The organism is Cohnella cellulosilytica (assembly GCF_042431195.1).
GTDB classification, from domain to species: domain Bacteria; phylum Bacillota; class Bacilli; order Paenibacillales; family Paenibacillaceae; genus Cohnella; species Cohnella cellulosilytica.
Genome location: NZ_JBHMDN010000008.1, coordinates 46,014 through 70,897, shown reverse-complemented (window position 1 = coordinate 70,897; position 24,884 = coordinate 46,014). Strand labels below are relative to the sequence as shown.

Below are 24,884 nucleotides of genomic sequence, written 5' to 3'. Positions count from 1 at the left end.
GTGCCGACCTATGGAAGCGTTATTGGAACGATTGCGTTCGATCGACCTGCTCGGCCGGGCAGACAAGCTGAAGAAGGAAGCCGACCGCGGCGTTCTCGCGGAGTTCGCCCGCTCGGGCGTCAAGTTCGCGGCTTCTCCGGGAACGCTCGAAAGCGCTTATTATTCCGCGGTCCACAAGCTGCTCGACTGCGTCGCGCACGAGGAAGGAGCCGCTCCCGTGCTGCAGGAAGGCGGCGTGTACAAGGGCTGCTGGCTGGAAAGCACGGGAACGATCAACGCGGAGCTGCTGTCGCGCTTCGTCCCCTCCGTCTCCGGCGCGACATACGAGCAGTTCGCCGACCATCGGCGCGAAGACGGCCTCATTCCGTACAAGGTTGCCGCCAACAAGCCGGTATTCCGCCAGATCCAGCTGGTCACCCCGCCGGCCAGAAGCGTCTGGAACCACTATTTGCTGAACGGCCGGGACCAAGCTTTCCTCCGCAAAATGTACGAAGCGCTGGCCGGCTTCGACGCCTGGCTGGAGGCGAACCGGAATACGCGGGGAACCGGATGCGTCGAAGCGTTCTGCGCCTTCGACACCGGACACGACCTGTCCCCCCGCTTCTGGCATGTCGCGGATACGCCGCACCTGGACGATCCGGCCAAGGTCGATCCGGACTCTCCGCTCGTCCCGTTCCTGGCGCCGGATTTGACGGCCAGCGTATACTGCTCGCGCCTCTATCTCGGCAGGATGGCGAAGGAGCTGGGAGTGGCCGCCGACTGGGAGGCGCGCGCCGAGGAGTCGCTGCAGGCCTTGTTCCGGCACTGCTACGACGAGCGGGACGGCTTCTTCTACGATGGCGACAAGCAGGACCGTTTCGTGCGTCTGCAATCCGACAACCTGCTGCGCGTGCTTGCCTGCGAGGTCGGCGACGACGCCCTGTTCGCCGCCAGCCTGCGGCGGTATTTGCTGAATACGCGCAAGTTTTTCGCCAAATACCCGTTTACGTCGATCGCGATGGACGATCCGAGATTCGACCCCCATTCGACCTACAACAGCTGGGCGGGCGCGACGAACTTCCTCAGCTTGATTCGCGCGCCCCACGCTTTTGAGAAGCACGGCCGGCACGTCGAGCTCACATGGGTCATGCAGCCGATTCTATCGGCGCTGTCGAGAATGACGCGATTCGGGCAATGCCTAAGCCCATGGACCGGAGAAGAAGGCTATACGGAGTCGTATTCCCCGGCCATTCTGTGCATGCTCGATTATGTCGAAAGACTGTGCGGCATTCTGCCTACGCCGGAGGGCGAGCTATGGTTTACGGGCCTTCTCCCCTACCCGATGGATCACGGCTCCAGGCTGGCGGATCAATCCGCTTACGCGCGCATCGTGAACGAAGTGTCCTACGAGCTGACGAACGGCCCCGAGGTCTGCTCGATTTATGCCGACGGGCGGCGGATCGGCCGCTTCCCTGCGGGCATCCGGGTCGTCACGGATCGGGACGGCGAGCTGAAGGCGATCGTCGGCATGACCGTCCGAGCGGTGGAAGGACGGATAGATTGGCGCGGAACGGAATACGCCTTCCGCGTCGAAGGCAACGAACGATTGGAATTCAGCGGCGGCGAATTCGTATCGTCATATCGTCCGGGCGTCGTTCTGCCCGGCTATGAATAAATTCAACCGTTTAGGAGGAGGACGACAATGCCGACGAAAGACCGGATTCAGATGAGGGATCCATTCGTGCTGAGACACGACGGGGAAGGCTGCTATTATTTATACGGATCGACCGACCCGGACATTTGGAAGAGCAAGGGGATCGGCTTCGACGTCTATCGCAGCCGGGATTTGGAGGAATGGGAAGGCCCGTATCCGGCCTTTCGCCCGGATGCCGACTTCTGGTCGGACAAAAACTACTGGGCGCCCGAGGTGCATGCTTATCAAGGCAAGTATTATATGTTCGCCACGTTTAAGGCCGACGGCGTCTGCCGGGGCACTCAGGCGCTGATCGCTGACCATCCGCTCGGCCCCTTCCGCCCGCACAGCGACGGGCCGCTGACTCCCCGGGACTGGGAATGCCTCGACGGCACGTTGTACGTGAACGGCCAAGGCGAGCCGTGGATGATCTTCTGCCACGAATGGGTGCAGATCAAGAACGGAACCGTGTGCGCGGTCCGTCTGTCGCCGGAGCTGGACCGGGCGATCGGAGAGCCGGTCGAGCTGTTCGCCGCGCATGACGCGACATGGGTCGAGGCCGTTCAATCGGTTAAACACGGCAGCGGCTACGTCACGGACGGACCGTTCGTCCATCGCTGCGCCGACGGCACGCTGCTGCTGCTCTGGTCGAGCTTCCGCGGCGGCAAGTACGCCCAGGCGATCGCGCGCTCGGCCAGCGGCGAAGTCGACGGGCCCTGGGAGCATCTGCCCGAGCCGATCTACGAGAGCGACGGCGGGCACGGGATGATCTTCAAGACGTTCGCAGGCGACCTGCTGCTCGCCCTGCACACGCCGAACGCCACGCCGCTCGAGCGGCCCGTCTTCCTTCCGCTGCTTGAGCAAGACAGGCGGCTTAAGCTCGCCGAGTAAACAAGCTCACGGGGCTGTCCCGTAAGTCATTAGAGGGCCAACGATATAAAATGATCGATTTATTACCATGGGGATATATCTCCTTCCGCAGCTGATACGGTCATGAAATTTGGATTTGATTAACCCGTGACAGGGTAATTTCATGACCGTATGAGGCAGGCGCTTCGCTCTACAGGAGATATATCCCCATTCTTTTTTTCGATCATTTTTGTTGCCCTGGCTTACGGAACAGCCCCTGTGTTTGCTCACGACTACAAGCTGCGCAAAGCCGATTCGACCGGACAGAAGCGGACCGGAACGTCCGGAAAACGCTCCTGCAGGCGTTCGCCCAGCAGCTTCATGCCCGGCTGCTCGCTCTCCAGATGGCCCAGCGCGACGATGGCGGCGCTTCCGCCGAGTTCGGCCGCGTCCCGGACATACTCCGGCGTCTCCCACTCCGGCCCTTCGCCGTACAGCACGATATCCGCGCCATGGCGGTCCAGCAGCGGAACGGCCGTCTTGCGTCCTCCCCGGTAGCCGACGAGCAGCCCGACCCGCCGGCAGTCGGCGGCGAGATTTCCGGCCGCGCGAACCCGGTCGAGGCCAAGCCGCTCCTTGACGTACCGGACAACCTGCTCTCCGGTCATCCGCTCCGGAAGCTCGACCAGCGAAGCGGCCGGCAAATGCCGTATCTCGCAGCGCTCCCAACCAAGCTCCCGAATCAGCCCTTCCTCGATAATGTCCGGGCGGCTGCGGTGCACCGCATCGTGGCAGCGGTAGACGTGCAGCCCGCTGTCCGCGATGCGGCGCCGCTTCTCCGCGTAGACCGCGCCCTCCGCAAGCTCCGCGTCCGGATCGTTGTCGTGGGAATAAAACGCCCCTTCGTGAACGATAAGCAGGTTCGCGTCCGACTCGACCGCCTCCCGAATCGCGCCAAGCGTTGCCATGAACGCCACCGCGATGCCCCGAACCTGCGCCGAGGAGTCGCCGGCAAGCAGCCGGTCCGACCCTCCGGAGGCCCCGCCGCCCCACATCGACAGAGCGTCGATGACATCCTGTACGTTAATCCGCTCCATCCTGTCCTCTCCTCTACCTTTCGCTTCCGACGGCCAACCTCTCGCGAAAATCCTTCCGCAAGCACGGACAAACTCCGCGTGTCCGCACAGAAGCTTCTTCAATTGTCATCGTAGCACGAAACGGCAGCCGCGTCATCGCGAACGGCAGTCGGCTATCGGGTTACCGTTCGGCGCCTCCGCCCATCCAGCCTTGCTCGTAAGCGTAGCGCGCAAGCTGTACGCGGTTTTCCAGATGCAGCTTGTGCAGAATGTTTTTCAAATGATTTTTGACCGTATGCTCCGAGATCGACAGCTCCGACGAGATGTCGCGGTTGGACATCCCCTTGGCGACAAGCCCGAGAATTTCCGTCTCGCGGGCGGTGAGCGGATTCGCCGCGGAGGTCTGCCGCTCCGCCGCGGGCGAGAACTCCTTCAAGATCCGGAACGCCAGCTCGCGGGTCATTGGCACTTCGTCCACGGCGATCGCCCGCAAATAGTCCAGCCAGGCCCGCGGGTTCAGGTTTTTCAACAGATAGCCTTGCGCTCCCTTCTTCAGGGCGTCGAACAGATGGGCGATATCGTCGGATACGGTTACGATGACGATTTTGACGTACGGATATTTCTCCTTCAGCCTTCTCGTCGTTTCCAGTCCGTCCATCCCCGGCATATGAATGTCCATCAGAATCATGTCCGGCATCCACTGCTCCGCAAGCTCCAGCGCCTCTTCCCCGCTCGTCCCTTCCGCCACGATATGGAATTGCGGATCGCCGCCGAGAATCGTGCGGATGCCTTCCCTCGCCTGCCTGCTGTCGTCGACGACCAGCACGCGGAAACGGGCTGCGTTCATCGCTGATCTCCTCCTCCTGCGTCCTCTTACCGCTATTCTACAAAAAAACGCTCCGTTTCATATGACTCTTGCGGGCTATTGACGGGCCGAAGCTGTGAATTTATTTTGTCGGACGAGGCTGTACGGGGTGCCATGTAACCCTTTCGAGCTATAGCGGGCAGGTAGGACGGTTGTTAAGATGGAGGGGAAAAGAAATCGAAGGGGGATATGTCATGAGCAAATGGCTGATGTCCGGATTGATCGCGGCCGCCTGTCTGTTCGGCGTCTACTTGTTGGTTGCGGCGCTGCCGGAAAAAGAGGAAGCAGCCGACCGGAGTCCCGATTTCGTCGTGCCCGAACGCGCCGTAGACGCGGATGCCTCCATGCAGATTTACCAAAGCCTGTGCATCTCCTGCCACGGCGACCGGCTCCAGGGCGCCGTCGGACCGGAGCTGGCGCACGTCGGCTCGGCCATGACGAAGGAGCAGCTCTACAAGACAATCAAGGAAGGCAGACGGGGCATGCCGGCCTTCGAGAAGCGGCTCACGGAGGACGAGCTCGCGACGATCGCCACGTGGCTGGCCGCGCAGCAATGATCAAACCTGGAGGTGTCGCCTATGCGTCGAAGGATCGGCTCCGGCTCCTGGCTGTTTAACGCCTGGGCGGTCGCGGTCACGGCCACTGCCGGAAGCTTGTACCTGAGCGAATATTTGCATTTTACCCCCTGCAGCCTGTGCTGGTACCAGCGCATATTCATGTACCCGCTCGCGGTGCTGCTCGGCATCGCTTCCTGGCGCGGCCAGAAGCAAATCGTCCCCTACGCCCTGCCTCTGGTCGTGCTGGGAGCCGGGTTTTCCGTCTACCATATCGCGGTTCAGGAGCTTCCGCATCGCGGGGACGCCCCGTTCTGCGGTCCCGTCTCCTGCGCCACGGACGTACTGAACGCCTTCGGCTTTCTCACCGTGCCGATGCTGGCACTGACTGCGTTCGCGATGATTTTCGCGTGTTTGCTGCTGGCCAGACGCGCGGAAAATTGAAACAAGGAGGTGCTGCGGTTCCATGAATCCCAGGCTGAAAAGCTATTTGTTTCCGGTTGTGCTGGCCGTACTCGTGCTCGGTTTGGGCGGCTACTTCGTCTTTCGCGCGAACGAATCCGGCTCCCCTCTTCCGGTCGTGCAGTCCGCCCCGGCTTTCGAGCTGACGAACGTCGACGGACGGCCGATCCGGGCCGGCGACAACGAAGGAAAAGTCGTGCTGATGGAATTTATGTTCACCAGCTGTCCCGACATTTGTCCGGTAACGACCTACAAAATGGTGCAGCTGCAGGAAAAGCTCATACAGCAGGGCGTATTCGGCAGCAAGGTGCAGTTCGTCGCGGTCACGTTCGATCCCGAGCGGGACACGCCGGACGTGCTGCAAAAATATGCCGAACGCATGGGCATGGATATGAGCGGCTGGCAGGTGCTGCGCGGAGAGGAAGCCGGGACGAAGGAGCTGGCTTCCCGGTACGGCATCAACGTCATGAACATGGGCGACGGCCAATTCGTGCATAACGTCACTTCGCTGCAATTGATCGACGCCAGGCAGCAGGTTCGGCGCGTGTACGAAATGGGCGACGGCATGGACAACGACGAAGTGCTGAAGGATATTGCCAGCCTGCTGAACGAATAAAAATAAAACTCCGATCCGCCTGACAAGCGTTTCGGAGTTTTATTCGCATGAACGGGACCTGCGCCGGTCAGGCCAGCTGCTCGCCGAGCGCTCGGATTCGCCCGGCGATGAGTCTCTCGTCTGCCGGGACCTGCTCCGTAGAGAGCGTCAGCAGCTCCTCGTGATCGCCGACGCATACGGAGCGGAACGCCTGCCTGAACATCGGCGCATCGTTCGCGTCGTTGCCGAAGGCCACGAACCCGCGCGGCTTGACGTTAAGCGCCTGCAAGCCCGTCCACTTATCCGCGCCTCCCGGACTGACATCGACGACATCCTCCGTTCCGTGCCGGTAGAGAACGACCGGCAGCCTGCGCAGTTCCTCCGTCAGTCCCGTCAAGTCCGAGCTGCTCAGGAAAACCGCCTTGACCATCTCCGTCATCTGCTCCAACGGAAGGCTGCGGGCCAGCCGCTCGGGGTCGAGATTGCGGCGGATCGGATGGTCCGCTCTGCTCGAGTAGGCGTAGTCCCACGTACTGTCGACCAAATAATCCGCATCGTATTTCCGGATAAGCCGAACAATCGCTTCCGCCGTTACTTCGTCGAAACGAACGGCGGCCACGATCCGCCCTTCCGCCGCCGCGAACGCCCCGTTGCCGCCCACCATCGCGTTTTGACGCATATGGAGCGGCAGCACCGGCAGCAAATCCCGGATCGGCCTGGCCGAAGCAAAAATAAGCTCGTGTCCTTGCCGCGTCAGAACGTCCAAAGCGGCGACGATCGGCTCGCTTAACGGCTTCCCTTGAAAACAAATCGTCCCGTCCACATCGAAAACAAACTGCAACGTCGTCCTCCCCTTTCGCTTCTCCCATTCTAGCAGTTTCCTGTGCGATGGGAAGGACCGGTGTCGAATTTCGCGAAAAAGTGCTGCGGACTGCGTTATGAAAACGGATAATAAGCGCTATGGTAGGGAGACAGAACCGCATGAAGCCTGGCCAGAATGGCCGCCGCCTGTTCCCGCACGAGCGTCTGCCGCGGATGGAACTTGCCGTCGCTGCCGGTCATGACGCTGTGCTCGAATACCGCCTGGATCGCTTGGCGGCTTGCAGCGGACAGGCCGCCGATGTCGGAGAGCGCCATCCGCTCCGCGCTGCCGTAGGTGGCGAGGCGGCCGGCATTGGCCGCCATAATCGCCGCTTCTTCGCGTGTAATCGCGCGGTTCGGTTCGAAAGCGCCGGACGACCGGTCGGTGATGCCGAGCTTTGCCGCTTTGGCTAACGCTCCGCTGTACCACGCGCTTGCCGCTACGTCCGAGAACGTTGTCCCCGTCTTCGGCAACGCCGCTTCCTCCAGCAGGCGGAGCAGCAGCACGACATACTGGGCGCGGGTCAGCGCCTGCTTCGGAGCCAGCGTTTTCGCGTCCACGCCCTCCATATATCCTTCCCGCAAAATAAACGACAGCTCGTCGCGCGCCCACGAGGACACCTGCTTCTCATCCTTGTAGGCGGACAGCTCCGGCGCGGAGACATGCAGCGGGAAACTGCCTTTGGCTACCGTGGGCACGGCGTTTTTCCGGTACGCGGTCGTCTCGATTCGGTACACGCCCGGCGTCAGGCCGCCGAACGACACCTTCCCTTGCGCGTCGCTTACCGCCGTTTGTCCGCCGATTCGGACGGTGACGCCTTGGGCGACCAAATATCCGAGCTGGCGATTCGCCTTTTTGACCTCCATTCGGAACGGTTTGCCGGCGGGGATCGGGGAACCGCCGATCGTCTGCCCTTCATAATTCCACTCGATTACGAGCATATCGAGCACGGCGGTATTGTCCGAGCCGTAATAGACGAGCAGCTCGTCTCCGTCCGCAAGCGACAGTCCCGGGAAGTTCTCGGGGAACATCCAAGTGCCGAGCTTGCTGCGCGCGGCCAGCTTCCAGCCGTCTTTGGCTCCGTAACGTCCGGCGGCGATACCGGCGATCGAATCGATCGTTTTGCCGCCTTGCGGGTCGGTATTCAGCTTATAGGCGATGCCTTCCCGATCGAGAAAAGCCAGCGCGGAGGCGAACCCCTCTCCGCTCTGTCCCCTTCCCTGCGCAATCGTGCCTTCCGGCCCTTCGACGGATACCTTCACGCCGTTCGCGGCGACCGGCCGCTTCCGTATGGCGTTCAGCGGCGCCTCGCCGTTAGCGAATCGCTTGTAAACGGTCAGCGCCAGGTAGGCCTGCGTCGTCTCCGTCAAGCTCATCGCGCCGTCTCCGTCTTGGGCGAAACGCCCGCCGTCCGTCTGCCGCGACAGCAAATCGCGCAGCGGATGGCTTCCGTCCGCTCGGGTCCAGGTCGCGGCGTCGATCCGAAGCGCGGACAACGCGATTACGGCCAGCGCCGTATCGGACGTGCCGCCGAAGCCGCCGTCGTCGGTCTGCTGCGCCTTCAGCCACTCCAGCCCGCGGCGAACCTCCTCCGAGTCCGGCGCCCCCTCCGCCAGCGCCGTCAACGCAAGCGATGTCGCCGTCACGCTTCCCGTTGCCTCCGCCTTTTGGGTTGTTCCCGCCTCATTGTCGGACAACGCCCAGCTTCCGTCCTTGGCCTGCCGTTCGACCAGCTTGTAATAAATCAGGTCCGGATACCACTCGGTACGCGCCAGCGTTCCCGACATCGAGCGGTTCGCCACCCTATAAGCGACGGCGAGCCCCGGTACACCCTCCGCCTCCATGCCCGGATGGTTCATCAGCACCGGATACAAGTCGAGCCCGGCAATAAAGGTAACATCGCCTCCAGCCGCGGCGTAGCCAGCCATCGAGCGGGTAAGCTCGCTGACTTTATCGTATTTGCCGCGATTGTCGAGCAGCTCGTCGCCTTTGTGCCGCAAATAGCTGTCGGGAACCTCTTTACCGTTCAGAGCCAAAGCAACCGCCGCCCAATCCGACTGCGGCAGCTGCGCGTACAGCAGCGGCTCCGCCTTCTCCAGCGCTTTCTCCATCTCTTCCGTAAATATTGGCGATCCGGGCGAACGCTCTCCCGCATCGCCGTTTCCACCCTCTGCCGCCCATGCCGAACCTGCCGATTGCACAACCACCGCCAAAGCGATCAGCAGCGTCACCATCCACCTCGTTTTACTATGTACAGACCCTTGTTTCATCGTTTTCTCCCCTTCCTCTCTTAAGTTGGACGAAGGTAACCCGCCGATAGTTTCGCTCCTCGCCTATTTTCCCAACTTCCCCATCCGGCTCTCCGAAGCTGACCGATCCCTCCCTAGAGGCGATGGGATAACCGATTCTGTAGAACAACTCGAGCCAATCCGTGGCTTTTCCGCGGGAGATAACCGATTCTGTAGAACATCTCGAGCCAATCCGTGGCTTTTCCGTGAGAGATAACCGATTCTGTAGAACATCTCGAGCCAATCCGAGGCTTTTTAGTGGGAGATAGCCGATTCTGTAGAACATCACCGTCACCTACAGACAATGCCGCCCTTCGTCGAGAGGGTTAGGGGGAGCGATGCGTTCGTTTCGGTTGGGTGAATGAGTGTGTATAGAGAAAAACCCCCTGCAAGGATCGCGATGGATCTTTGCAGGGGGTTTAGATGAGCGATTAGATCCACTGGAAGTGGAAGCTGCCTTCGCGATCGACGCGCTGGAACGTATGCGCGCCGAAGTAGTCGCGCTGCGCCTGCAGCAGGTTGGCCGGCAGACGCTCCGTGCGATAGCTGTCGTAGTACGCCAGCGCGGAGGCGAATGCCGGAACCGGGATGCCTCTTTCGACTGCGACGGCGACGACTTTGCGCCATGCCGCTTGATAGTTTTTGACGACGCCGCCGAAATAGTCGTCCAGCAGCAGGTTGGTCAGCTCCGGATTGCGGTCGTAAGCGTCCTTGATGTTTTGCAGGAATCTGGCGCGGATAATGCAGCCTCCGCGGAAGATCATCGCGATGCCGCCGTAGTTCAGGTTCCAGCCGTACGCCTCGGAGGCGGCCTTCATCTGCGCGAAGCCTTGCGCGTAAGACGCGATTTTGCTCGCGTACAGCGCCTGGCGGACCGCTTCGATGAACTCGCGGCGATCGCCGCCGTAAGCGGATACCACCGGTCCGTCCAGCTTTTTGCTGGCGGCGACGCGCTCTTCCTTCATCGCCGAAATGAAGCGCGCGAACACCGACTCCGTAATGATCGACAGCGGCACGCCGAGGTCGAGCGAGCTTTGGCTCGTCCATTTGCCCGTGCCCTTCTGCCCGGCCGAATCCAAAATAACGTCGATCATCGGCTTGCCCGTCTCCGGATCGTTCTTGGAGAAGATGTCCGCCGTAATCTCGATCAGATAGCTGTCCAGCTCGCCGTTGTTCCACTCCGCGAAAATCTCGTGCAGCTCGCTTGTGCCGACGCCGAGCACGTCCTTCAGCAGATGGTACGCTTCGCCGATCAGCTGCATATCGCCGTATTCGATGCCGTTGTGCACCATTTTGACGTAGTGGCCCGCGCCCTCTTCGCCGATATAAGTGCAGCATGGATCGCCGTCGACCTTCGCCGAGATGGCGGTCAGAATCGGTTCGACCAGCTCGTACGCGCTCTTCTGGCCGCCCGGCATGATCGCCGGACCGTTAAGCGCGCCCTCTTCGCCGCCGGACACGCCTGCGCCGATGAAGCGAAACCCTTTCTCCTGCAGTTCCTTGTTTCTTCTCTGTGTATCCGGGAAATAGGCGTTGCCGCCGTCGATCAGAATATCCCCGGGGCTCAGGTGCGGCACAAGCTGGTTAATCGTATCGTCCGTCGCCTGACCGGCCTTGACCATGATCAAAATTTTACGCGGCGTCTCCAGCGAAGCGACGAATTCCTCGACGCTGAAGGTGCCGACGAAATTTTTGCCCTTCGCCTCCTCCAGCAGCTCCTTCGTCTTCTCCGGAGAACGATTGTATAATGCGACGGAAAATCCCTTGCTTTCGATGTTCAGCGCCAGGTTTTTGCCCATGACGGCCAAGCCGGCGACGCCGATCTGCTGCTTGCTCATTGCCGGTTCCTCCCCATCTTATCCATTATCTATATTTAATCTCATTAAGCCCGCATTCCGGGAAAAACCGTCCTTATTGGACGGCTTTTTTCCAGTCGGCGGCGAATTTCTCCATTCCTTGATCCGTCAGCGGGTGCTTGGAGATCTGCTCGATGACGGAGAACGGAATCGTCGCGATATGCGCGCCGGCCATGGCGACGCGGGTCACGTGGTCCGGGTGGCGAACGGAAGCGGCGATGATCTGGGTGTCCAGATTATGCGTGCGGAACAGCTCGGCGACCTTCGTCACCAACAGCACGCCGTCCTCCGAAATATCGTCCAGGCGGCCGAGGAACGGAGACACGTAGGTCGCACCCGCGCGAGCGGCGAGCAGCGCCTGATTCACCGTGAAGATAAGCGTTACGTTCGTTTTGACGCCTTTTTTGTTCAAGTAGCGGCAAGCTTCCAGGCCGGCCAGCGTCATCGGCAGCTTGATCGTAATGTTTTTGTCGTAATCGTTGATCTTGATCAGTTCGTCGGCTTGGGCGATCATCTCTTCGGCGGTGAGCGCATCGGGCGTAACTTCCGCGGACACCGACTCCACCTCCGGCACCTCGCGCAAAATTTCCGCGATCCGGTCCTCGAACTTGACGCCTTCCTTGGCGACCAGCGACGGATTCGTCGTTACGCCGGACAGAACGCCGATTTTGTACGCCTTCCTGATGTCCTGCAAATTCGCGGTGTCGATAAAAAATTTCATGATCGATAACCTCCGTTATATTTGGATTATTTCAGCAAATCCTTTGCCAATCGTACCACATGACCGACCGAAAATCCGAAGTATTCCAGCACTTCGCCGCCCGGACCGGAAGCGCCGAACGTGTCGATCGACAGCGTTATGCCGTCCGGCCCGACGTAGCGATCCCAGCCGAGCGAGATGCCGGCTTCGATGGCGACGCGCTTCGCGGACGTACGAGGCAGCACGCTTTCCTTGTAGTCCTGGGATTGACGCTCGAACAGCTCCCGGCTCGGCATCGCGACGACGCGCACGGACAGATTGTCCTTTTCCAGCTCCGCCTTGGCGTTAACCGCCAGAGAAACCTCTGAGCCGGTTCCGATGAGAATGAGGTCCGGCCGGTCGTTCGTCTCCGTCAGTACGTACGCGCCTTTGGAGACTTGCTCCTTGTTCGCTTTCGTCTCCTCGTAGACCGGGAGGTTTTGCCGGCTCAGGATAAGGGCGACCGGGCCTTCCTTCTGCTCCAGCGCATACGCCCATGCGCTTGCGGTCTCGTTCGCATCGCTCGGACGAATGACCGTCAGTCCCGGAATCGTGCGCAGGGCGGCCAAGTGCTCGACCGGCTCGTGCGTCGGTCCGTCTTCCCCGACGGCGATCGAATCGTGGGTGAACACGTAGATCACCGGCAGCTTCTGCAGCGCGGCAAGCCGGATCGACGGGCGCAAGTAGTCGCAGAAGACGAAGAACGTGCTGACGAAAGGCTTCACGCCGCCATGCAGCGCCATGCCGTTGCCGGCCGCGCCCATCGCATGCTCGCGCACGCCGAAGTAGACGTTGCGGGCCGCGTAGGAATCGACGGCGAACTTGCCCTGGCCTTTAATGTCGGTCATCGTCGAACCGGACAGATCCGCGCTGCCTCCGAAAATCGCCGGAACGGATTTCACGTAATGATTGATCGCTTCTCCGCTGGCGACGCGCGTCGATACCGACTTCGCGGCGTCGAACGTCAAAATGTCGGTGGTGTCGATCGCGACCGTGCCGTCGATTGCCTGAGCGAGCTCCCGGCCCAGCGAAGGATGCTGCGTTTTGTAGGCGGCCAGTTGTTTGTTCCACTCTTCTTCCTTTGTCGCGCCGTTTTGCTTGAGCTGCTCGAAATGCGCTCTAACCTCCGCCGGAACGGTAAACTCTTCCTCGTAAGGCCAGCCGTACACCTGTTTCGTCGCTTTGGCCTCGTCCTTGCCGAGCGGGCTGCCGTGCACCTTGCTCGTTCCGGCCGCTTTGCTGCCGTAGCCGATAATCGTGCGCACCTCGATCAGCGTCGGCTGCGCGTCGTTTGCCTTGGCGGCTGCGATGGCCTCGCTGATTTTAACGATATCGTTGCCGTCCTCCACGCGCAAGTAGTGCCAGTTCGCCGATTCCGCTCTCTGGCGGATATTTTCCCCGAACGACAGGTTCAGGTCCCCGTCCAAGGAAATGTCGTTGGAATCGTACAGCACGATTAGCTTGCCCAGCTTCATGTGGCCGGCCATCGACATCGCTTCGTACGAAATCCCCTCCATCAAACAGCCGTCTCCGACGAGCGCGTACGTGTAATGATCGACGATCGGGGAGCCGTCCTGGTTGAATTTCGCCGCGAGATGCGCCTCGGCCATCGCCATGCCGACGGCATTCGCGATTCCCTGGCCGAGCGGACCGGTCGTCGCATCCACGCCGTCCGTATGACCGTATTCCGGGTGGCCGGGAGTTTTGCTGTTCAGCTTGCGGAACTGCTTCAGGTCGTCCAGCGATACGCGGTACCCGGACAGGTGCAGCAGGCTGTACAGCAATGCGGAGCCGTGGCCCGCGGACAGCACGAAGCGGTCGCGGTTAAACCATTTGGCGTTGCCCGGGTTGTGGTTCAGATGCTCGGACCAGAGGGCGTACGCCATCGGGGCCGCTCCCATCGGCAGCCCCGGGTGTCCGGAGTTGGCGGCGTTAATGGCGTCGATCGACAGCGTGCGGATCGTATCGATCGCGAGTTGTTCAATAGTTTGCGTTGTAGGCATATTGTTCTCCTTTTCCTGTTGAGGTTGTAATCTCTTCGTCAAACCACCAGCGGTAGCCGTCCCGAGCGAGCAGCTCGTCGGACTCGGCGGGGCCGTAGGAGCCGGCCGCGTAGGCGTGCAGAGGAACCAGGTTTTCGGCGAAGGCGTCGAGAATCGGCTGCACCCATTGCCAGCTCAGCTCGACCTCGTCCCAATGGGCGAAAAACGTGCCGTCCCCGCGCAGCGCATCGTGAATCAGGTTCTCGTACGCTTCGGGAACGTCGTCCTGGCTGCCGTGCAGCTCGACGCGCATCGGCTTGAACTCGCCGTCTTCCTTCGTGTTCAGGTGCAGCCGGATGCCTTCCTTCGGACCGATCTCGAAGACGAGCAGGTTCGGCGTGCCGAGTCCCTGCGTAGGCTGCTGCAGCGGCTCCTTGAATTCGACGACGATGCGCGTGCTCTTCTCCTTCATTCTCTTGCCGGTGCGAATGTAGAACGGCACTCCGCGCCAGTAGATATCGTCGATTTCCAATCTGGCGGCGATGAACGTATCGTTCGTCGAATCTTCGGCGATGCCCGGCTCCGCCGAATAGCCGGCAACCGGTTTGCCTCCGATAGCGCCCGCCGCGTATTGGCCCCGCACGACGCTCCCCGCGACGTCCTGCTTCTGCAGCGGCACGACGGCTTGCATGATTCTCTGCTTCTTGAAGCGCACCTGCTCGGAGCTGCTCTCGTGCGGCAGATGAATCGCCGCCATCATAAGCAGCTGCAGCATATGGTTCTGGAACATGTCGCGCAAGGCGCCTACATGGTCGTAATAGCCGGCGCGCTCCTCGACGCCGACCGTCTCGCTGGCCGTAATCTGCACGTTGGCGATGTAGCGGTTCGTCCAGAGCGCCTGGATGACCGGGTTGGCCTGCTGCAGCGCCCCCATCTTCTGCACCATCGGCTTGCCGAGATAGTGATCGATGCGGAAAATTTCCTCCTCCGCGAACGTCTGGCTCAGCTTCCGGTTCAGCTCGCGGGCGGAGGGCAGGTCGTGGCCGAACGGCTTCTCGATGACGAGCCGCTTCCAGCCCTGCTCGGAACCGAGTCCGCTCTCCAGGATGTTGGCCGCAATCGTCTCGAAAAACTCCGGTCCGACGGACAGGTAGAACAGCCGATTCGGGGGAGCGCCCAGTGCGTCCTCCCGCTGCTCGATCCGCTCCAGCAGCCTCGCGTAATCCTCCTTGCGTCCGATGTCCAGAACATTGTAGCGGAATGCGCGGACGAATCGCTCCAGCGATCCGTCGTTTTTCGCTTCGCGCCGCGAGAACTGCCGAACCGATTGCTCGACGTTGGCCTGGAAGGACTCGTCGGTCCACTCCCGTCTGCCGAGACCAAACAACGAAAACGATTCGGGCAGTTTCCCGTCGACGAACAAATTATACAAAGCAGGGTATATTTTTCTTTTCGCCAAATCCCCTGTCGCTCCGAACAGTACGAATGTTGCAGACTCCATCTTCTCCTGCTCCTTCCGAATGCGCATAACCGCGCAAAACTGGTAACTCTGTCGTAGTTTCACTATAATACGAATAGAGGTCATACAAGTAATTAATATAATTAACAGGAGATATAGACCATGTCTATGACCAACAATTTCGAGCTGTACAAGGTGTTTTATTGGGCAGCGAAAACGGGCAGCCTGACGCAGGCGGCCAAAGCGCTGTACCTCACCCAGCCCAGCGTCAGCCATGCGATCAAGCAGTTGGAGACGAGTTTTGGCGTCAATTTGTTTTACCGGACGGCCAAGGGGGTCGAGCTGACGCAGGAGGGCGCTATCCTCTATTCTTACATCGAGCAGTCGCACATCTTTATATCCCTCGCTGAAGAAAAGATGGCCGCCCTCAAAAACCTGGAGAGCGGCGAGCTGAGAATCGGGGGCAGCGATTCGCTGTTTAAGCACTATTTGCTTCCGTACCTGGAGGAGTTTCACGAGCGGTATCCGAGCATCCGGCTGCATCTGAACCACGGCACGACGCCGGAGGTCATCTCGTTCCTGAAGGAAGGAAGAATCGACCTCGGCGTCGTGCGCATGCCGATCGTCGACCCGCAGCTCGAAGTGCGGGAAAGCTTCCAGCTGCAGGACTGCTTCGTCGCGGGAGCGCGGTACGCGGAGCTTAGAGGCAGGAAGCTGTCGCTGGATACGCTGCTCGAGCAGCCGATCATTTTATTTTCCCGCAACAGCCGGGCCCGGATGACGATTACGGAAATCTTCCAAAGCTACGGCTATACGATCAAGCCGGAGATCGAGGTCGGCAGCGTCGATCTGCTGATCGAATTCGCGCGCAGAGGGCTCGGCATCTCCTTCGTGACCCGCGAGTTCGTGTCCAAGGAGCTGGAGGAAGGCTCGCTGTTCGAGATCGAGCTGGACATTACCATCCCTCCTTCCCAGGTCGGGATCATGACGAAGCGGAACATGCCGCTGTCCAGCGCGACGACCCGGTTTATGGATATGATTCAATAACAGGTACAAAGACGAGTTGTCAGCGCGCGCTTGATTGGGGTACGATGAACAATATCAAAATGGGCGTTCGAAAAAGTCGGGTTTGCAGCTTTTCGAACAGCCTCTATAAAGGAGAGAATTTGGAGGGAGAATGGAACAACTCGTACTGTGGCTGAAGTATTTGTTTCTGGGCGTCGTTCAGGGCGCGACCGAGCCGATTCCGGTCTCGTCGAGCGGTCATCTGATCATTGCCCAGAAGCTGCTCGGACTGGAGCAAAACGGACTGAGCTTTGAAATTTTGACGAACACGGCATCCTTAATCGCGATTTGCGTCATTTTCCGTCATGAGATCGTTAAGCTGGTCTCGGGAGCCGGCCGCTTTCTTCTCACCCGCAAAGCGGAATTCAAACCGGACTTTCTGTTCTGTCTGTACATCGTCATCGGCACCGTGCCGGCCGCTGTTGTAGCGGCGCTGTTCAAGGATCGGATCGAGGAAATTTTCTCTTCGGTACATACCGTATCGGTCGGATTGCTCTTGACGGGCATCGCGCTGTGGCTCATTCGCAATCTTCGCGGCCGCAAGCAGGACGGGGATCTGTCGGTCAAGGACGCGCTTCTCGTCGGCCTGGCCCAAGCCGTCGCGCTGATTCCCGGCATCAGCCGTTCGGGCGCGACCGTCATTACGTCGATCGCCGTCGGGATGAAGCAGGAAACGGCTTTGAAGTTTTCTTTTATGCTGTACATACCGATCAGCATAGGCGGCATCGTTCTCGGCGCGTCCGACATCGCCGGCGATCCGAATCGTTCGCAGCTGGCGATTCCTTATCTTATCGCTTTCCTGACGACGCTGGTCGTGACTTATTTCTCCATGAGATGGTTTATGGGGATTATGGCTAGAGGCAACTTGAAGTATTTCTCTTATTACTGCTTTGTTGCGGGCATCCTATTCCTCATATTCTTGTAAGCCACGGCGCAAGGGGCTGTCTATAAGCAAGTCAGATTGCTTTGAAAAATAATCGATAATAAAAGTGTGAGGGGTATGTACCTCCTTCCGATGCTATACGCTCCTAAAATGGGAATGATAAACCCGTTGCAAGGTAATTTTAGGAGCGTATGAGGCATTCTCCAGGAGGCACATACCCCTTCTTTGTCTACCGATTATCTTAAGCAGCTCTGCTTGTAAGCCACGGCTCAAGGGGCTGTCCCTAAGTCATTAGATGGCAACAACAAAAATGATCGATTTATAATCATGGGGGATATATCTCCTTCCGCTGCTGATACGGTCATGAAATTTGGATTTGATTAACCCGTAACAGGGTAATTTCATGACCGTATGAGGCAGGCGCTTCGCTCTACAGGAGATATATCCCCCATCTTGTGATCGATCATTTTGGTTGCCGTGACTTAGGGACAGCCCCAGTATGAGCAATGGCTTACTTCGCCTGGATGTAGCCTTCCGCTTTGAGCAGCTCGGCGATCAGAACAGCGCCGCCCGCGGCTCCGCGCAGCGTGTTGTGCGACAGGCCGACGAATTTATAGTCGTACAGGGAGTCCGCGCGCAGCCGCCCGGCGGATACGCCCATGCCGCCCTCGATGTCGCGATCCAGATTCGTCTGCGGCCGGTTTTCTTCCTCGAAGTACGTAATGAACTGCTTGGGCGCGCTCGGCAGGCCAAGCTGCTGCGGACGTCCCTGGAACTCGCGCCAGTGCCGCAAAATCTCTTCCTTCTCCGGCTTGTTCTCGAACGACACGAATACGGTCGCCAGATGGCCGTCCGTCACCGGAACGCGGATGCACTGCGTCGTAATGAGCGGAGTACTCGCCTTCACGATCCGGCCGTCCTCGACGCTGCCCCAGATGCGTAGCGGCTCCTGCTCGCTCTTCTCTTCCTCGCCGCCGATATACGGGATGACGTTGTCGAGCATTTCCGGCCAGTCGGTGAAATTTTTGCCCGCACCGGAGATCGCCTGATACGTCGAAGCGACGACCTTCGTCGGCTTGAAGCCCAACAAAGCGTGCAGCATCGGCACATAGCTCTGAATCGAGCAGTTCGGCTTCACGGCGATAAAGCCGGTCTCGGTGCCGAGACGCCGGCGCTGGGCGGCGATGACGTCCAGATGTCCCGGGTTAATCTCCGGAATGACCATCGGTACGTCCGGCGTCCAGCGGTGCGCCGAGTTGTTGGAGACGACCGGCGTCCCCGTCTTGGCGTAAGCTTCCTCGAGCGCCTGGATCTCATCCTTCTTCATATCGACCGCGCAGAAAATAAAATCGACCTGCGAAGCGACCTCTTCCACCTTGGAAGCGTCGAGAACGACGATATTTTTCACCGCTTCCGGAATCGGAGTGGACAGCTTCCACCGGTTTTGCACCGATTGTTCGTACGTCTTGCCGGCCGAGCTCGCGCTTGCCGCGATCGTCGTCACTTCGAACCACGGATGCCCGTCGAGCAGCTGCACGAACCGCTGGCCCACCATCCCCGTTCCTCCGACTATGCCTGCTCTCAGTTTGTTTGCCATTTTCTATGCCATCCCTTTCCTTGTCGCGAATTTTGCGTAACGCCATCCCCTATACCTACTACCTATTCAAAACGGACGAATTGGTGTGTCGTCTGCATCGACGCCTCGTACTCAACAAAAAAATCCCACCCCCAAGACTTTAGCCTTAGGGACGAGATTGTGTGCTCGCGGTACCACCCCGGATTCGCCGATATGTCGCCATATCCGCCTCTTCAAGTACGGCATTGCCAAGCAATGCTTATACTCTAGCCCTGTAACAGGAGCACCTGTCGCGCCACCCCCTCGTCCGCGAGGTTCCGACGCGCTGCTCGGAGTCTTTTTTCGCTAAAGCCTTCTTTGCTCCTTCCCAGCCGCCGGAGCTCTCTGCGAAAGAATGGCTTTACCTACTCTTCTCTTCACCGCATTTGTTATTGCGATTATATTATCAAATAACGCTGCGGAGGTAAAGCTATTTTTGCATGAGTATTTTGTGAACGACCGCTTTAAGATTTCACGATGATTTTGCGAATGCTGTCCCCGGACAGATGGAACCTGGCCACAAGCTCGGAGACCGTCATTCCGTCCGAATGAAGCCGGCAAATTTCCTTGTTGCGCTCCGCCAGCAGCTTCCTCGTTCCGCTGACCTCTCCCCAACGCGCGCGACGCTCGTTCGGCTTGGGGATATAGATCAGCTCGCCGCCCGCATAGTTTTGCAGCTCCCGAAGCAAGCTAGGGGGAAGCACATCTCTCCCGTTTTTGTAGATCAAATTGGCCCTCCTTCAATTCTAACGCCCCGATAATGGATAAGCTTGTTTCCGCATAGGCCTTAACCATATTCTCTTTTCTCCTCCTTTTTAAAATGATGACGGCCAAACGACAAACTCGAACGCAGCCGTTCGTATTTCCAGTATATTGAAGTTCGCTCTATCCCACAAGCTTATAATGGGTTGAAAAAAGGAGGCCTTGCGGCCTCCTTCCCTAACTGGAATCCCCGCCTAAACGGAGATCACCTCAGGATGGTAGATCAACTCGATCAACTCCTTTCCAACAAATTCGTCGGGCCCGACATCTATATTGTACGACCGAACGCATGCGGACAAAAGTGAATAAACGGCTATAATCAAACTTTATCGCTGCCGCCCTTCGTTTTTCGATAGGCGCGCTCATGGTAACGCGTAATGGTCTTGAACAGCTCCCGGCCGTCGTCCGTAAGCGGCAACGCGGCGTCGAAGCCGAGCGCCATCGCCCGGTAAGTCTCGGGAACCCAGACGTAGGCGTGCACATAATCGGTCAGCCGGAAGCCGGCGCTCTGCCAGAAGCAGATCCGTCTCGCATTCTCTTCCGTCTCCTCCGCTTCGACCTCGATCACGATGCCGTGGCAGCCCGGCTGCGCACGGGAGATCCAGTCGCGCAGCTGCAAAACGCAGCGCCGGCCGATCCCTTGACCTTGCCGTGCTTGCCGTACGGCGATGTAATCGACGACCAGCAGGCCGGAACGATCGTCGTAAGACGTCAGCGCCATCGCCGCGGCCTCGCCTTCGATGCGCCATACGTGCAGCGCGCACAAGCCGCGTTCGAACATGCGCCTGACGATCGCCTCGCTCTTTCGCCCGTGTTCGGGAAAAGCCTCCCGGTAAATCGCGTCCGCCTCCGCCCACAAGGCCTCATTCCATTCGTTCGTCGTCAGATGCTCCATATGCCGGCGTCTCCATTCTCTTGGTGTTCGCTTCCGTCAATTTCTCGGCGCCCACAGCATGATCGATACGCCGACGATGCAGATCGCGGCCCCGAGCCAGTCGTACAGGTCCGGCGTCTTCTTGTCGACGAGCCAGCCCCACAGAACGGCCAATACGACGAACACGCCTCCGTAAGCGGCATAAACCCGTCCGAAGGACGGAAAGTTTTGCAGCGTCGGGATGATTCCGTACAGCACCAGAATCAAGCTTCCCGCGATCCCGTACCCGATCGATTTGCCCTCTCTGAGCCACAGCCATACCAGATAACCTCCGCCGATCTCGGCAAGACCGGCCAGCACGAAGATTGCAATGGATATAAACAAGATGATGCCCCTTCCTCGTCACGGCGATAACCGTCCCGAACGCCCGGCGGCGCCGACATGCGAAGGCTGTTCCCCCTGCGGGAAACAGCCGCCTGATCCTCTTATTTTACCACTTCGGCGAGCCGGTTGTCCTCTCCGTAACGATACGTGCGTACCGCCAAGCTTCCGTCCGTCTCCCTCCCGTGCAGCTCGAACGTTCCCTGAAGCTCGTCGTACGAGATCGCGTCTTCGGCACCCGCTCCCAGCGCGTCCCTGACGCTTGCCCACAGGAGCCGTCCTTGTTCCTCTTTGAAAATGTAGATTTGATTTTGCTTATGCGTAACGGCAATCGCTTCCTCCCGCCCGTCTCCGTCCAAGTCTCTCTCATAGGCAAGCGAGCTGAAGGTGGCAAAGGTGGACAGCCCGTTGGCATCCTTCTTCACGTACCACGCACAGCCTTCGCCGTCGGTTCGGCAGAGAGGCTGGTTGAACTTCAGCACCTCTTGACCGAACAGGCGCGTCATGCCCATCTGAAGCCCGTACATGTGCCCTGTACCGTAATGGTAGAGCGTGCCTGCGGGAGAGACCCCGTCGACCGCCAGACCGAGAGCCTCGTCCTTCGTCACGATCGAATCGTGCAGCACCGTTCCCTCTTTTAACGTATACAGAAAAGCCGTTCCGAAGCCCGGAACCTCTTTCTGCTCGATCAGATCGATATCGGACAGGGAAATCTGCTCGGCGTAGCCCGTGTTCACCAGCGGGCTGTGGGTGTTGGACAGACCGGGCAAAATGCCGGGATCTCCCCCGTAAATCGTCTCCCCCTGCTGAAGAATCCGAGCCTCAAGCGGCTTAAACGCCAGTGGGAAGCTCTCCCCCGTCGCTCCGGCCGTGCGATAGGTATCGGCGCCATCTCCGCTCAAATGGGACAGCAGCAGGAAAGCCGCCGCGCAGAACGCCAGCAGCGTCCCCAAAAGGGCGATCCGCTTCCCGAACCGCCGGCGCACACGGCGATCCGCCGCCCGCAGCACGGTATTTTTCATCTCGTTCGTAAATTTCTCCTCCCGGAACAGCCCCTGCTTCACCCGTTCCTCCCAGGACAACGAATTTCCGCTCATCGTTCCATCTCCTTCCGTTTGCGCTCCATCGCCTGACGCGCCCGGTGCATTCTGGACTTGACCGTTCCTTCCGACACGTGCAGCAGTTCGGCGATCTCCGGCATCGTCAGTCCGTGCTCCAGCGAGAGAAGCAGCACCTCCCGAAGCTTGATCGACAAGCTCATCAGCGCTTCCCTGATCTCGCGGACGGACTGCTCCTCCAAATATTCTGTCTCGGCCGATTCTCCGACCCCTCGCGGCTTGACCCATTCGAACAGCACGATGCGGCGCATGTAGCTCGACTTCATCTCGTTGAGCGCCGCGTTTCTGGCAATCGAGAACAGCCATGTTTTAAGCGAGGAGCGGCCTTGGAACGAGCCGAAGCCGCGATAGGCTCTGAGGAACGTTTCCTGCGCCACATCCTTGGCCTGCTCCCGGTTTTTCGTTATCGCGTAAGCGTACCGCCTGACGTCGTCGCCGTACGCGGTCATCAGCTCGTACAGCTCCGCCTCGTCCAACGTCGCCTTGCGCGCCAAATACTGCAGCCCAACCTGGGAGTCCATCTCCTCACCTCCACCCTATTAGACAACGGTTCGTCCCGAATCGTTCCGTTGCGCCGCAAGAAAAAAACGGCTCTCTCCGATGCGGAGAAGAGCCGATTTTTGAGCAGAGGAACTTTCATTCGTTCAGGGCTGGCTGCCTCGGAGCAGTCCGACGATCGTCTCCAACTGCTGCTCCAGCGAATAAGGATCCTCCATGACGAATTCGTCGTAGAAATCGTCGCCGTAGAGGTACACCTGGTTGTTCTGAACGGCGGGCAGCCCCTTCCACAGCTTGCTGTTCATCATTTCGTCCGTCGCTTCCTTCGCGCCGTAATATACGAAAATATGATCGCCCATATACTCCGGAAGCATCTCCGCCGAAATCAGCTCGAAGCCTTCCTTCATATTTTTCGCAATGTCGGTAGGCGGCAGCTGCAGAATTTCGTAGATGGTGGAGGAGCCGTAGTTGCCCCCTTCGGCGGCCAGCACGTAGACGGCCTTGTCCGCGAATTGAACGACGGACACCGTCTCTCCGTCCTTCACGATGCCTTTGATTTGCTCCCGCGCCTCCGAGGCCTTCCTCTCGTACTCGGCAATCCACTGCTCGGCTTCTTCCCGCTTGCCGAAAATATCGCTTAAGCTGCGAAATTTCTCCAGCGGTCCCGCGGTCGTCTCTCCCGTCCAGTACGGCAGAAATACGGTGGTGCCGATTTTCTCGTACTCTTCGATGCTGGCCTCCACCGATCCGATAATCAGATCCGGCTCCAGCGCGATCAGCTTCTCCACGTTCATCGGAAAGCCGCCCAGGTCTTCGACGCCTGCCAGCGTCTCTTGTCCGATCCCCGCCTTCGCCATCCACCCTTCGTCCATCATGAACGTTCGGACGCCGACGGGAACGATGCCCAGCTTGAGCAGGTGGCCCATGTACTGATCGGCGGCAACGCGCTGCGGCTCGGCCGGAACGACGACGTCTCCCCTTGGCGTCGATATCGTCCGGGTTGTCGGCTGCGGCTCCTGCTGTTGGCCGGCCGAAGCGGCCGGCGTTGCGGCCGGTTCGCCGGTGCTGGCGCTTGAGGACGGCTGCGCCGCGGATTCGGAAGACGTGTTGGTCGAATTCGAATTCGAGCACGCCCCCATAAGCAAGGATAGACTGAGTACGGCGGTTATGGCCGCGAGTTTGGTTCTCTTTTGCATGTAAAGCTCTCTCCCCGTTATCTGTTGATAATGATTTTCAGTATCAGTATAAGGGAGCGACGAAATTCGAGAAACGGCAAATCTTCGCATTCCGGAGGACAAATCCTGATCTTCCCGCAGCTTGCCGCCGCACTGTCTGTAAAAGGTCGGAGAAACTCCGGTATGCTTTTTGAAGCTTCTGCTTAAGGAATGCGCATCCGGAAAACCGACGGCCTCGGCAATTTCCTGCAGCGTCGCCTCCGTCTCGACGAGCAGTTGCATCGTCCGCGCCGCCCTCACCCGGCCCAGAAAATGAATGGGACTCGTAGCCAGCTTCGCCTTGAACAGCCGCGACAGATGTCCCGCGCTGTAATCGAGCGCTTTGGCGATCGCCTCCAGCGTCAGCGGACGGCTGTAATGCTCCTCGATATAACGTACCGCCAGCGCCGCCATGTCGGGCTTTATCGGCTCGACTTGCTGCCGGTGCAGCTGCCAGAGCAGTTCGTAAATAAATTGGTAAAACAGCGACTTTACTTGAACCTTGCTCAGCTCGGTAGCCTCCTGCCACCCTCTGCTCATCTGCTCGATTTTGTCGCTTAGCCGCAGCGGATAACGCGGCGCGAACACGTATCTGAACTGAAACGGATTCCCTTCCTCCATCAACCTGACGAAATCCCGGCGCGCGGGAACCGGCGGGGAAGCCCGGTACAGGATCAAGCAGTACGCCAGCTCCTCGTCGGCCTCCACCGTTAAGCTCGTTCCTTTGCCGCCGTGAATCAAATTGTGCGTTCTGACTTTATGGCTGTCCCCGTCCAGACGAATCCGTCCCGTCCCCCGCTGGATATAGAGAAAGGAGCTGGCCGGCAGCCGGTAATCCCGAAGCTCCCGCGACCGCTCCAGCTTTATGCCGCGAATATCGATCAGCTCGACGTACGCTTGATTCCACAACCGGATATGGTTGTCCAATTCCATGAACTCGCTCGCCCCCGAACCTTTCCTTTCCCGGCGGAATACGAACCGATTTATTCCGTAATCCCATCATAGATGATAACCGTTCTCATTGACAAGTCGTTATGCTGTCCCCTTCCGTCAGTCCGTCCGTCTGCCTCCAGCCGTTTTGCTTCCTGCTGCTTTTGCCGCTATCCCCTCCGTTCAGTTCACACTCCTGCCGCCTTCCGTTATCTCTCCTTTTGCCGCTATCCCTTCCGTTCAGTTCAAATCCCCGCTGCCTTCCGTTATCCCTCCTTTTGCCGC

22 protein-coding genes and 1 other annotated feature are annotated in these 24,884 nt (G+C 59.2%); of the genes, 7 read left to right on the top strand and 15 right to left on the bottom strand.

Features of this window, described 5'->3' with window-relative positions; all coding sequences use genetic code 11:
• Positions 1-10 precede the first annotated feature (10 nt).
• Both ACFFT4_RS05195 and ACFFT4_RS05190 read left to right on the top strand, forming a co-directional pair.
• Positions 11-1,654 (top strand): MGH1-like glycoside hydrolase domain-containing protein, encoded by a 1,644-nt coding sequence (locus tag ACFFT4_RS05195; RefSeq protein ID WP_378045638.1) that lies wholly within the window; start codon positions 11-13, stop codon positions 1,652-1,654.
• Between the two features lie 27 nt (positions 1,655-1,681).
• Entirely contained in the window at positions 1,682-2,563 is an 882-nt protein-coding gene (locus ACFFT4_RS05190; RefSeq protein ID WP_378045636.1) for a glycoside hydrolase family 43 protein, read from the top strand.
• 251 nt (positions 2,564-2,814) lie between these two features.
• Here the strand turns inward: ACFFT4_RS05190 and ACFFT4_RS05185 are convergent, their stop codons facing one another.
• Together ACFFT4_RS05185 and ACFFT4_RS05180 are read right to left on the bottom strand one after the other, a co-directional pair.
• Complete coding sequence (locus ACFFT4_RS05185; RefSeq protein WP_378045634.1) at positions 2,815-3,618, bottom strand: Nif3-like dinuclear metal center hexameric protein; 804 nt, start codon at positions 3,616-3,618, stop codon at positions 2,815-2,817.
• A gap of 160 nt (positions 3,619-3,778) precedes the next feature.
• Complete coding sequence (locus ACFFT4_RS05180; RefSeq protein ID WP_378045633.1) at positions 3,779-4,444, bottom strand: response regulator; 666 nt, start codon at positions 4,442-4,444, stop codon at positions 3,779-3,781.
• Positions 4,445-4,656: 212 nt separating this feature from the next.
• Between ACFFT4_RS05180 and ACFFT4_RS05175 the strand changes: the two genes are divergently transcribed.
• Genes ACFFT4_RS05175 through ACFFT4_RS05165 form a run of 3 tightly spaced genes read left to right on the top strand, consistent with a single transcriptional unit; the run spans position 4,657 to position 6,094 of the window.
• On the top strand, positions 4,657-5,019 hold the full coding sequence (locus ACFFT4_RS05175) for a c-type cytochrome (protein ID WP_378045632.1): 363 nt from the start codon (positions 4,657-4,659) through the stop codon (positions 5,017-5,019).
• Between the two features lie 21 nt (positions 5,020-5,040).
• A complete protein-coding gene (locus tag ACFFT4_RS05170; RefSeq protein WP_378045631.1) occupies positions 5,041-5,460 on the top strand; it encodes a disulfide oxidoreductase in 420 nt (139 codons plus the stop codon).
• A 22-nt stretch (positions 5,461-5,482) separates the two neighbouring features.
• Positions 5,483-6,094, top strand: coding sequence for an SCO family protein (locus tag ACFFT4_RS05165; protein WP_378045629.1), 612 nt, complete (start codon positions 5,483-5,485; stop codon positions 6,092-6,094).
• A gap of 67 nt (positions 6,095-6,161) precedes the next feature.
• Here the strand turns inward: ACFFT4_RS05165 and ACFFT4_RS05160 are convergent, their stop codons facing one another.
• The 6 genes from ACFFT4_RS05160 to zwf form a co-directional block, all read right to left on the bottom strand.
• Positions 6,162-6,914, bottom strand: coding sequence for an HAD-IIB family hydrolase (locus ACFFT4_RS05160; RefSeq protein WP_378045627.1), 753 nt, complete (start codon positions 6,912-6,914; stop codon positions 6,162-6,164).
• A gap of 95 nt (positions 6,915-7,009) precedes the next feature.
• On the bottom strand, positions 7,010-9,205 hold the full coding sequence (locus ACFFT4_RS05155) for an S-layer homology domain-containing protein (RefSeq protein WP_378045625.1): 2,196 nt from the start codon (positions 9,203-9,205) through the stop codon (positions 7,010-7,012).
• A gap of 449 nt (positions 9,206-9,654) precedes the next feature.
• Entirely contained in the window at positions 9,655-11,061 is a 1,407-nt protein-coding gene (gene gnd, locus ACFFT4_RS05150) for an NADP-dependent phosphogluconate dehydrogenase (protein ID WP_378045624.1), read from the bottom strand.
• Positions 11,062-11,134: 73 nt separating this feature from the next.
• Positions 11,135-11,800, bottom strand: coding sequence for a fructose-6-phosphate aldolase (gene fsa, locus ACFFT4_RS05145; protein WP_378045623.1), 666 nt, complete (start codon positions 11,798-11,800; stop codon positions 11,135-11,137).
• A gap of 26 nt (positions 11,801-11,826) precedes the next feature.
• Positions 11,827-13,821 carry a transketolase gene (tkt, locus tag ACFFT4_RS05140; protein ID WP_378045621.1) on the bottom strand — a complete coding sequence of 665 codons (1,995 nt, stop codon included), beginning with the start codon at positions 13,819-13,821 and terminating at the stop codon, positions 11,827-11,829.
• Positions 13,799-15,301: a glucose-6-phosphate dehydrogenase gene (gene zwf, locus ACFFT4_RS05135; protein WP_378045620.1), complete on the bottom strand. Its 1,503-nt coding sequence runs from the start codon at positions 15,299-15,301 to the stop codon at positions 13,799-13,801. Before zwf ends, tkt begins: the two co-directional genes overlap by 23 nt.
• A gap of 126 nt (positions 15,302-15,427) precedes the next feature.
• Here zwf and ACFFT4_RS05130 point away from each other — a divergent pair, with 126 nt between their 5' ends.
• Both ACFFT4_RS05130 and ACFFT4_RS05125 read left to right on the top strand, forming a co-directional pair.
• Positions 15,428-16,306 carry a LysR family transcriptional regulator gene (locus ACFFT4_RS05130; protein ID WP_378045940.1) on the top strand — a complete coding sequence of 293 codons (879 nt, stop codon included), beginning with the start codon at positions 15,428-15,430 and terminating at the stop codon, positions 16,304-16,306.
• 130 nt (positions 16,307-16,436) lie between these two features.
• Positions 16,437-17,249: an undecaprenyl-diphosphate phosphatase gene (locus ACFFT4_RS05125; RefSeq protein WP_378045618.1), complete on the top strand. Its 813-nt coding sequence runs from the start codon at positions 16,437-16,439 to the stop codon at positions 17,247-17,249.
• Between the two features lie 469 nt (positions 17,250-17,718).
• On the opposite strand, the gene asd is transcribed toward ACFFT4_RS05125, so the two are convergent.
• The 7 genes from asd to ACFFT4_RS05090 form a co-directional block, all read right to left on the bottom strand.
• Positions 17,719-18,804: an aspartate-semialdehyde dehydrogenase gene (gene asd, locus ACFFT4_RS05120; protein ID WP_378045616.1), complete on the bottom strand. Its 1,086-nt coding sequence runs from the start codon at positions 18,802-18,804 to the stop codon at positions 17,719-17,721.
• Positions 18,805-18,948: 144 nt separating this feature from the next.
• Positions 18,949-19,212 (bottom strand) — a binding site (T-box leader).
• Positions 19,213-19,286: 74 nt separating this feature from the next.
• Entirely contained in the window at positions 19,287-19,550 is a 264-nt protein-coding gene (locus ACFFT4_RS05115; protein WP_372638424.1) for a CD3324 family protein, read from the bottom strand.
• 353 nt (positions 19,551-19,903) lie between these two features.
• On the bottom strand, positions 19,904-20,479 hold the full coding sequence (locus tag ACFFT4_RS05110) for a GNAT family N-acetyltransferase (RefSeq protein ID WP_378045613.1): 576 nt from the start codon (positions 20,477-20,479) through the stop codon (positions 19,904-19,906).
• Positions 20,480-20,515: 36 nt separating this feature from the next.
• On the bottom strand, positions 20,516-20,836 hold the full coding sequence (locus ACFFT4_RS05105) for a YnfA family protein (protein WP_378045938.1): 321 nt from the start codon (positions 20,834-20,836) through the stop codon (positions 20,516-20,518).
• Positions 20,837-20,943: 107 nt separating this feature from the next.
• Positions 20,944-21,936, bottom strand: coding sequence for a hypothetical protein (locus ACFFT4_RS05100; RefSeq protein ID WP_378045611.1), 993 nt, complete (start codon positions 21,934-21,936; stop codon positions 20,944-20,946).
• On the bottom strand, positions 21,933-22,478 hold the full coding sequence (locus tag ACFFT4_RS05095) for an RNA polymerase sigma factor (protein WP_378045609.1): 546 nt from the start codon (positions 22,476-22,478) through the stop codon (positions 21,933-21,935). Before ACFFT4_RS05095 ends, ACFFT4_RS05100 begins: the two co-directional genes overlap by 4 nt.
• Positions 22,479-22,601: 123 nt before the next feature.
• Positions 22,602-24,602 carry an ABC transporter substrate-binding protein gene (locus ACFFT4_RS05090; RefSeq protein WP_378045607.1) on the bottom strand — a complete coding sequence of 667 codons (2,001 nt, stop codon included), beginning with the start codon at positions 24,600-24,602 and terminating at the stop codon, positions 22,602-22,604.
• Positions 24,603-24,884 lie beyond the last annotated feature (282 nt).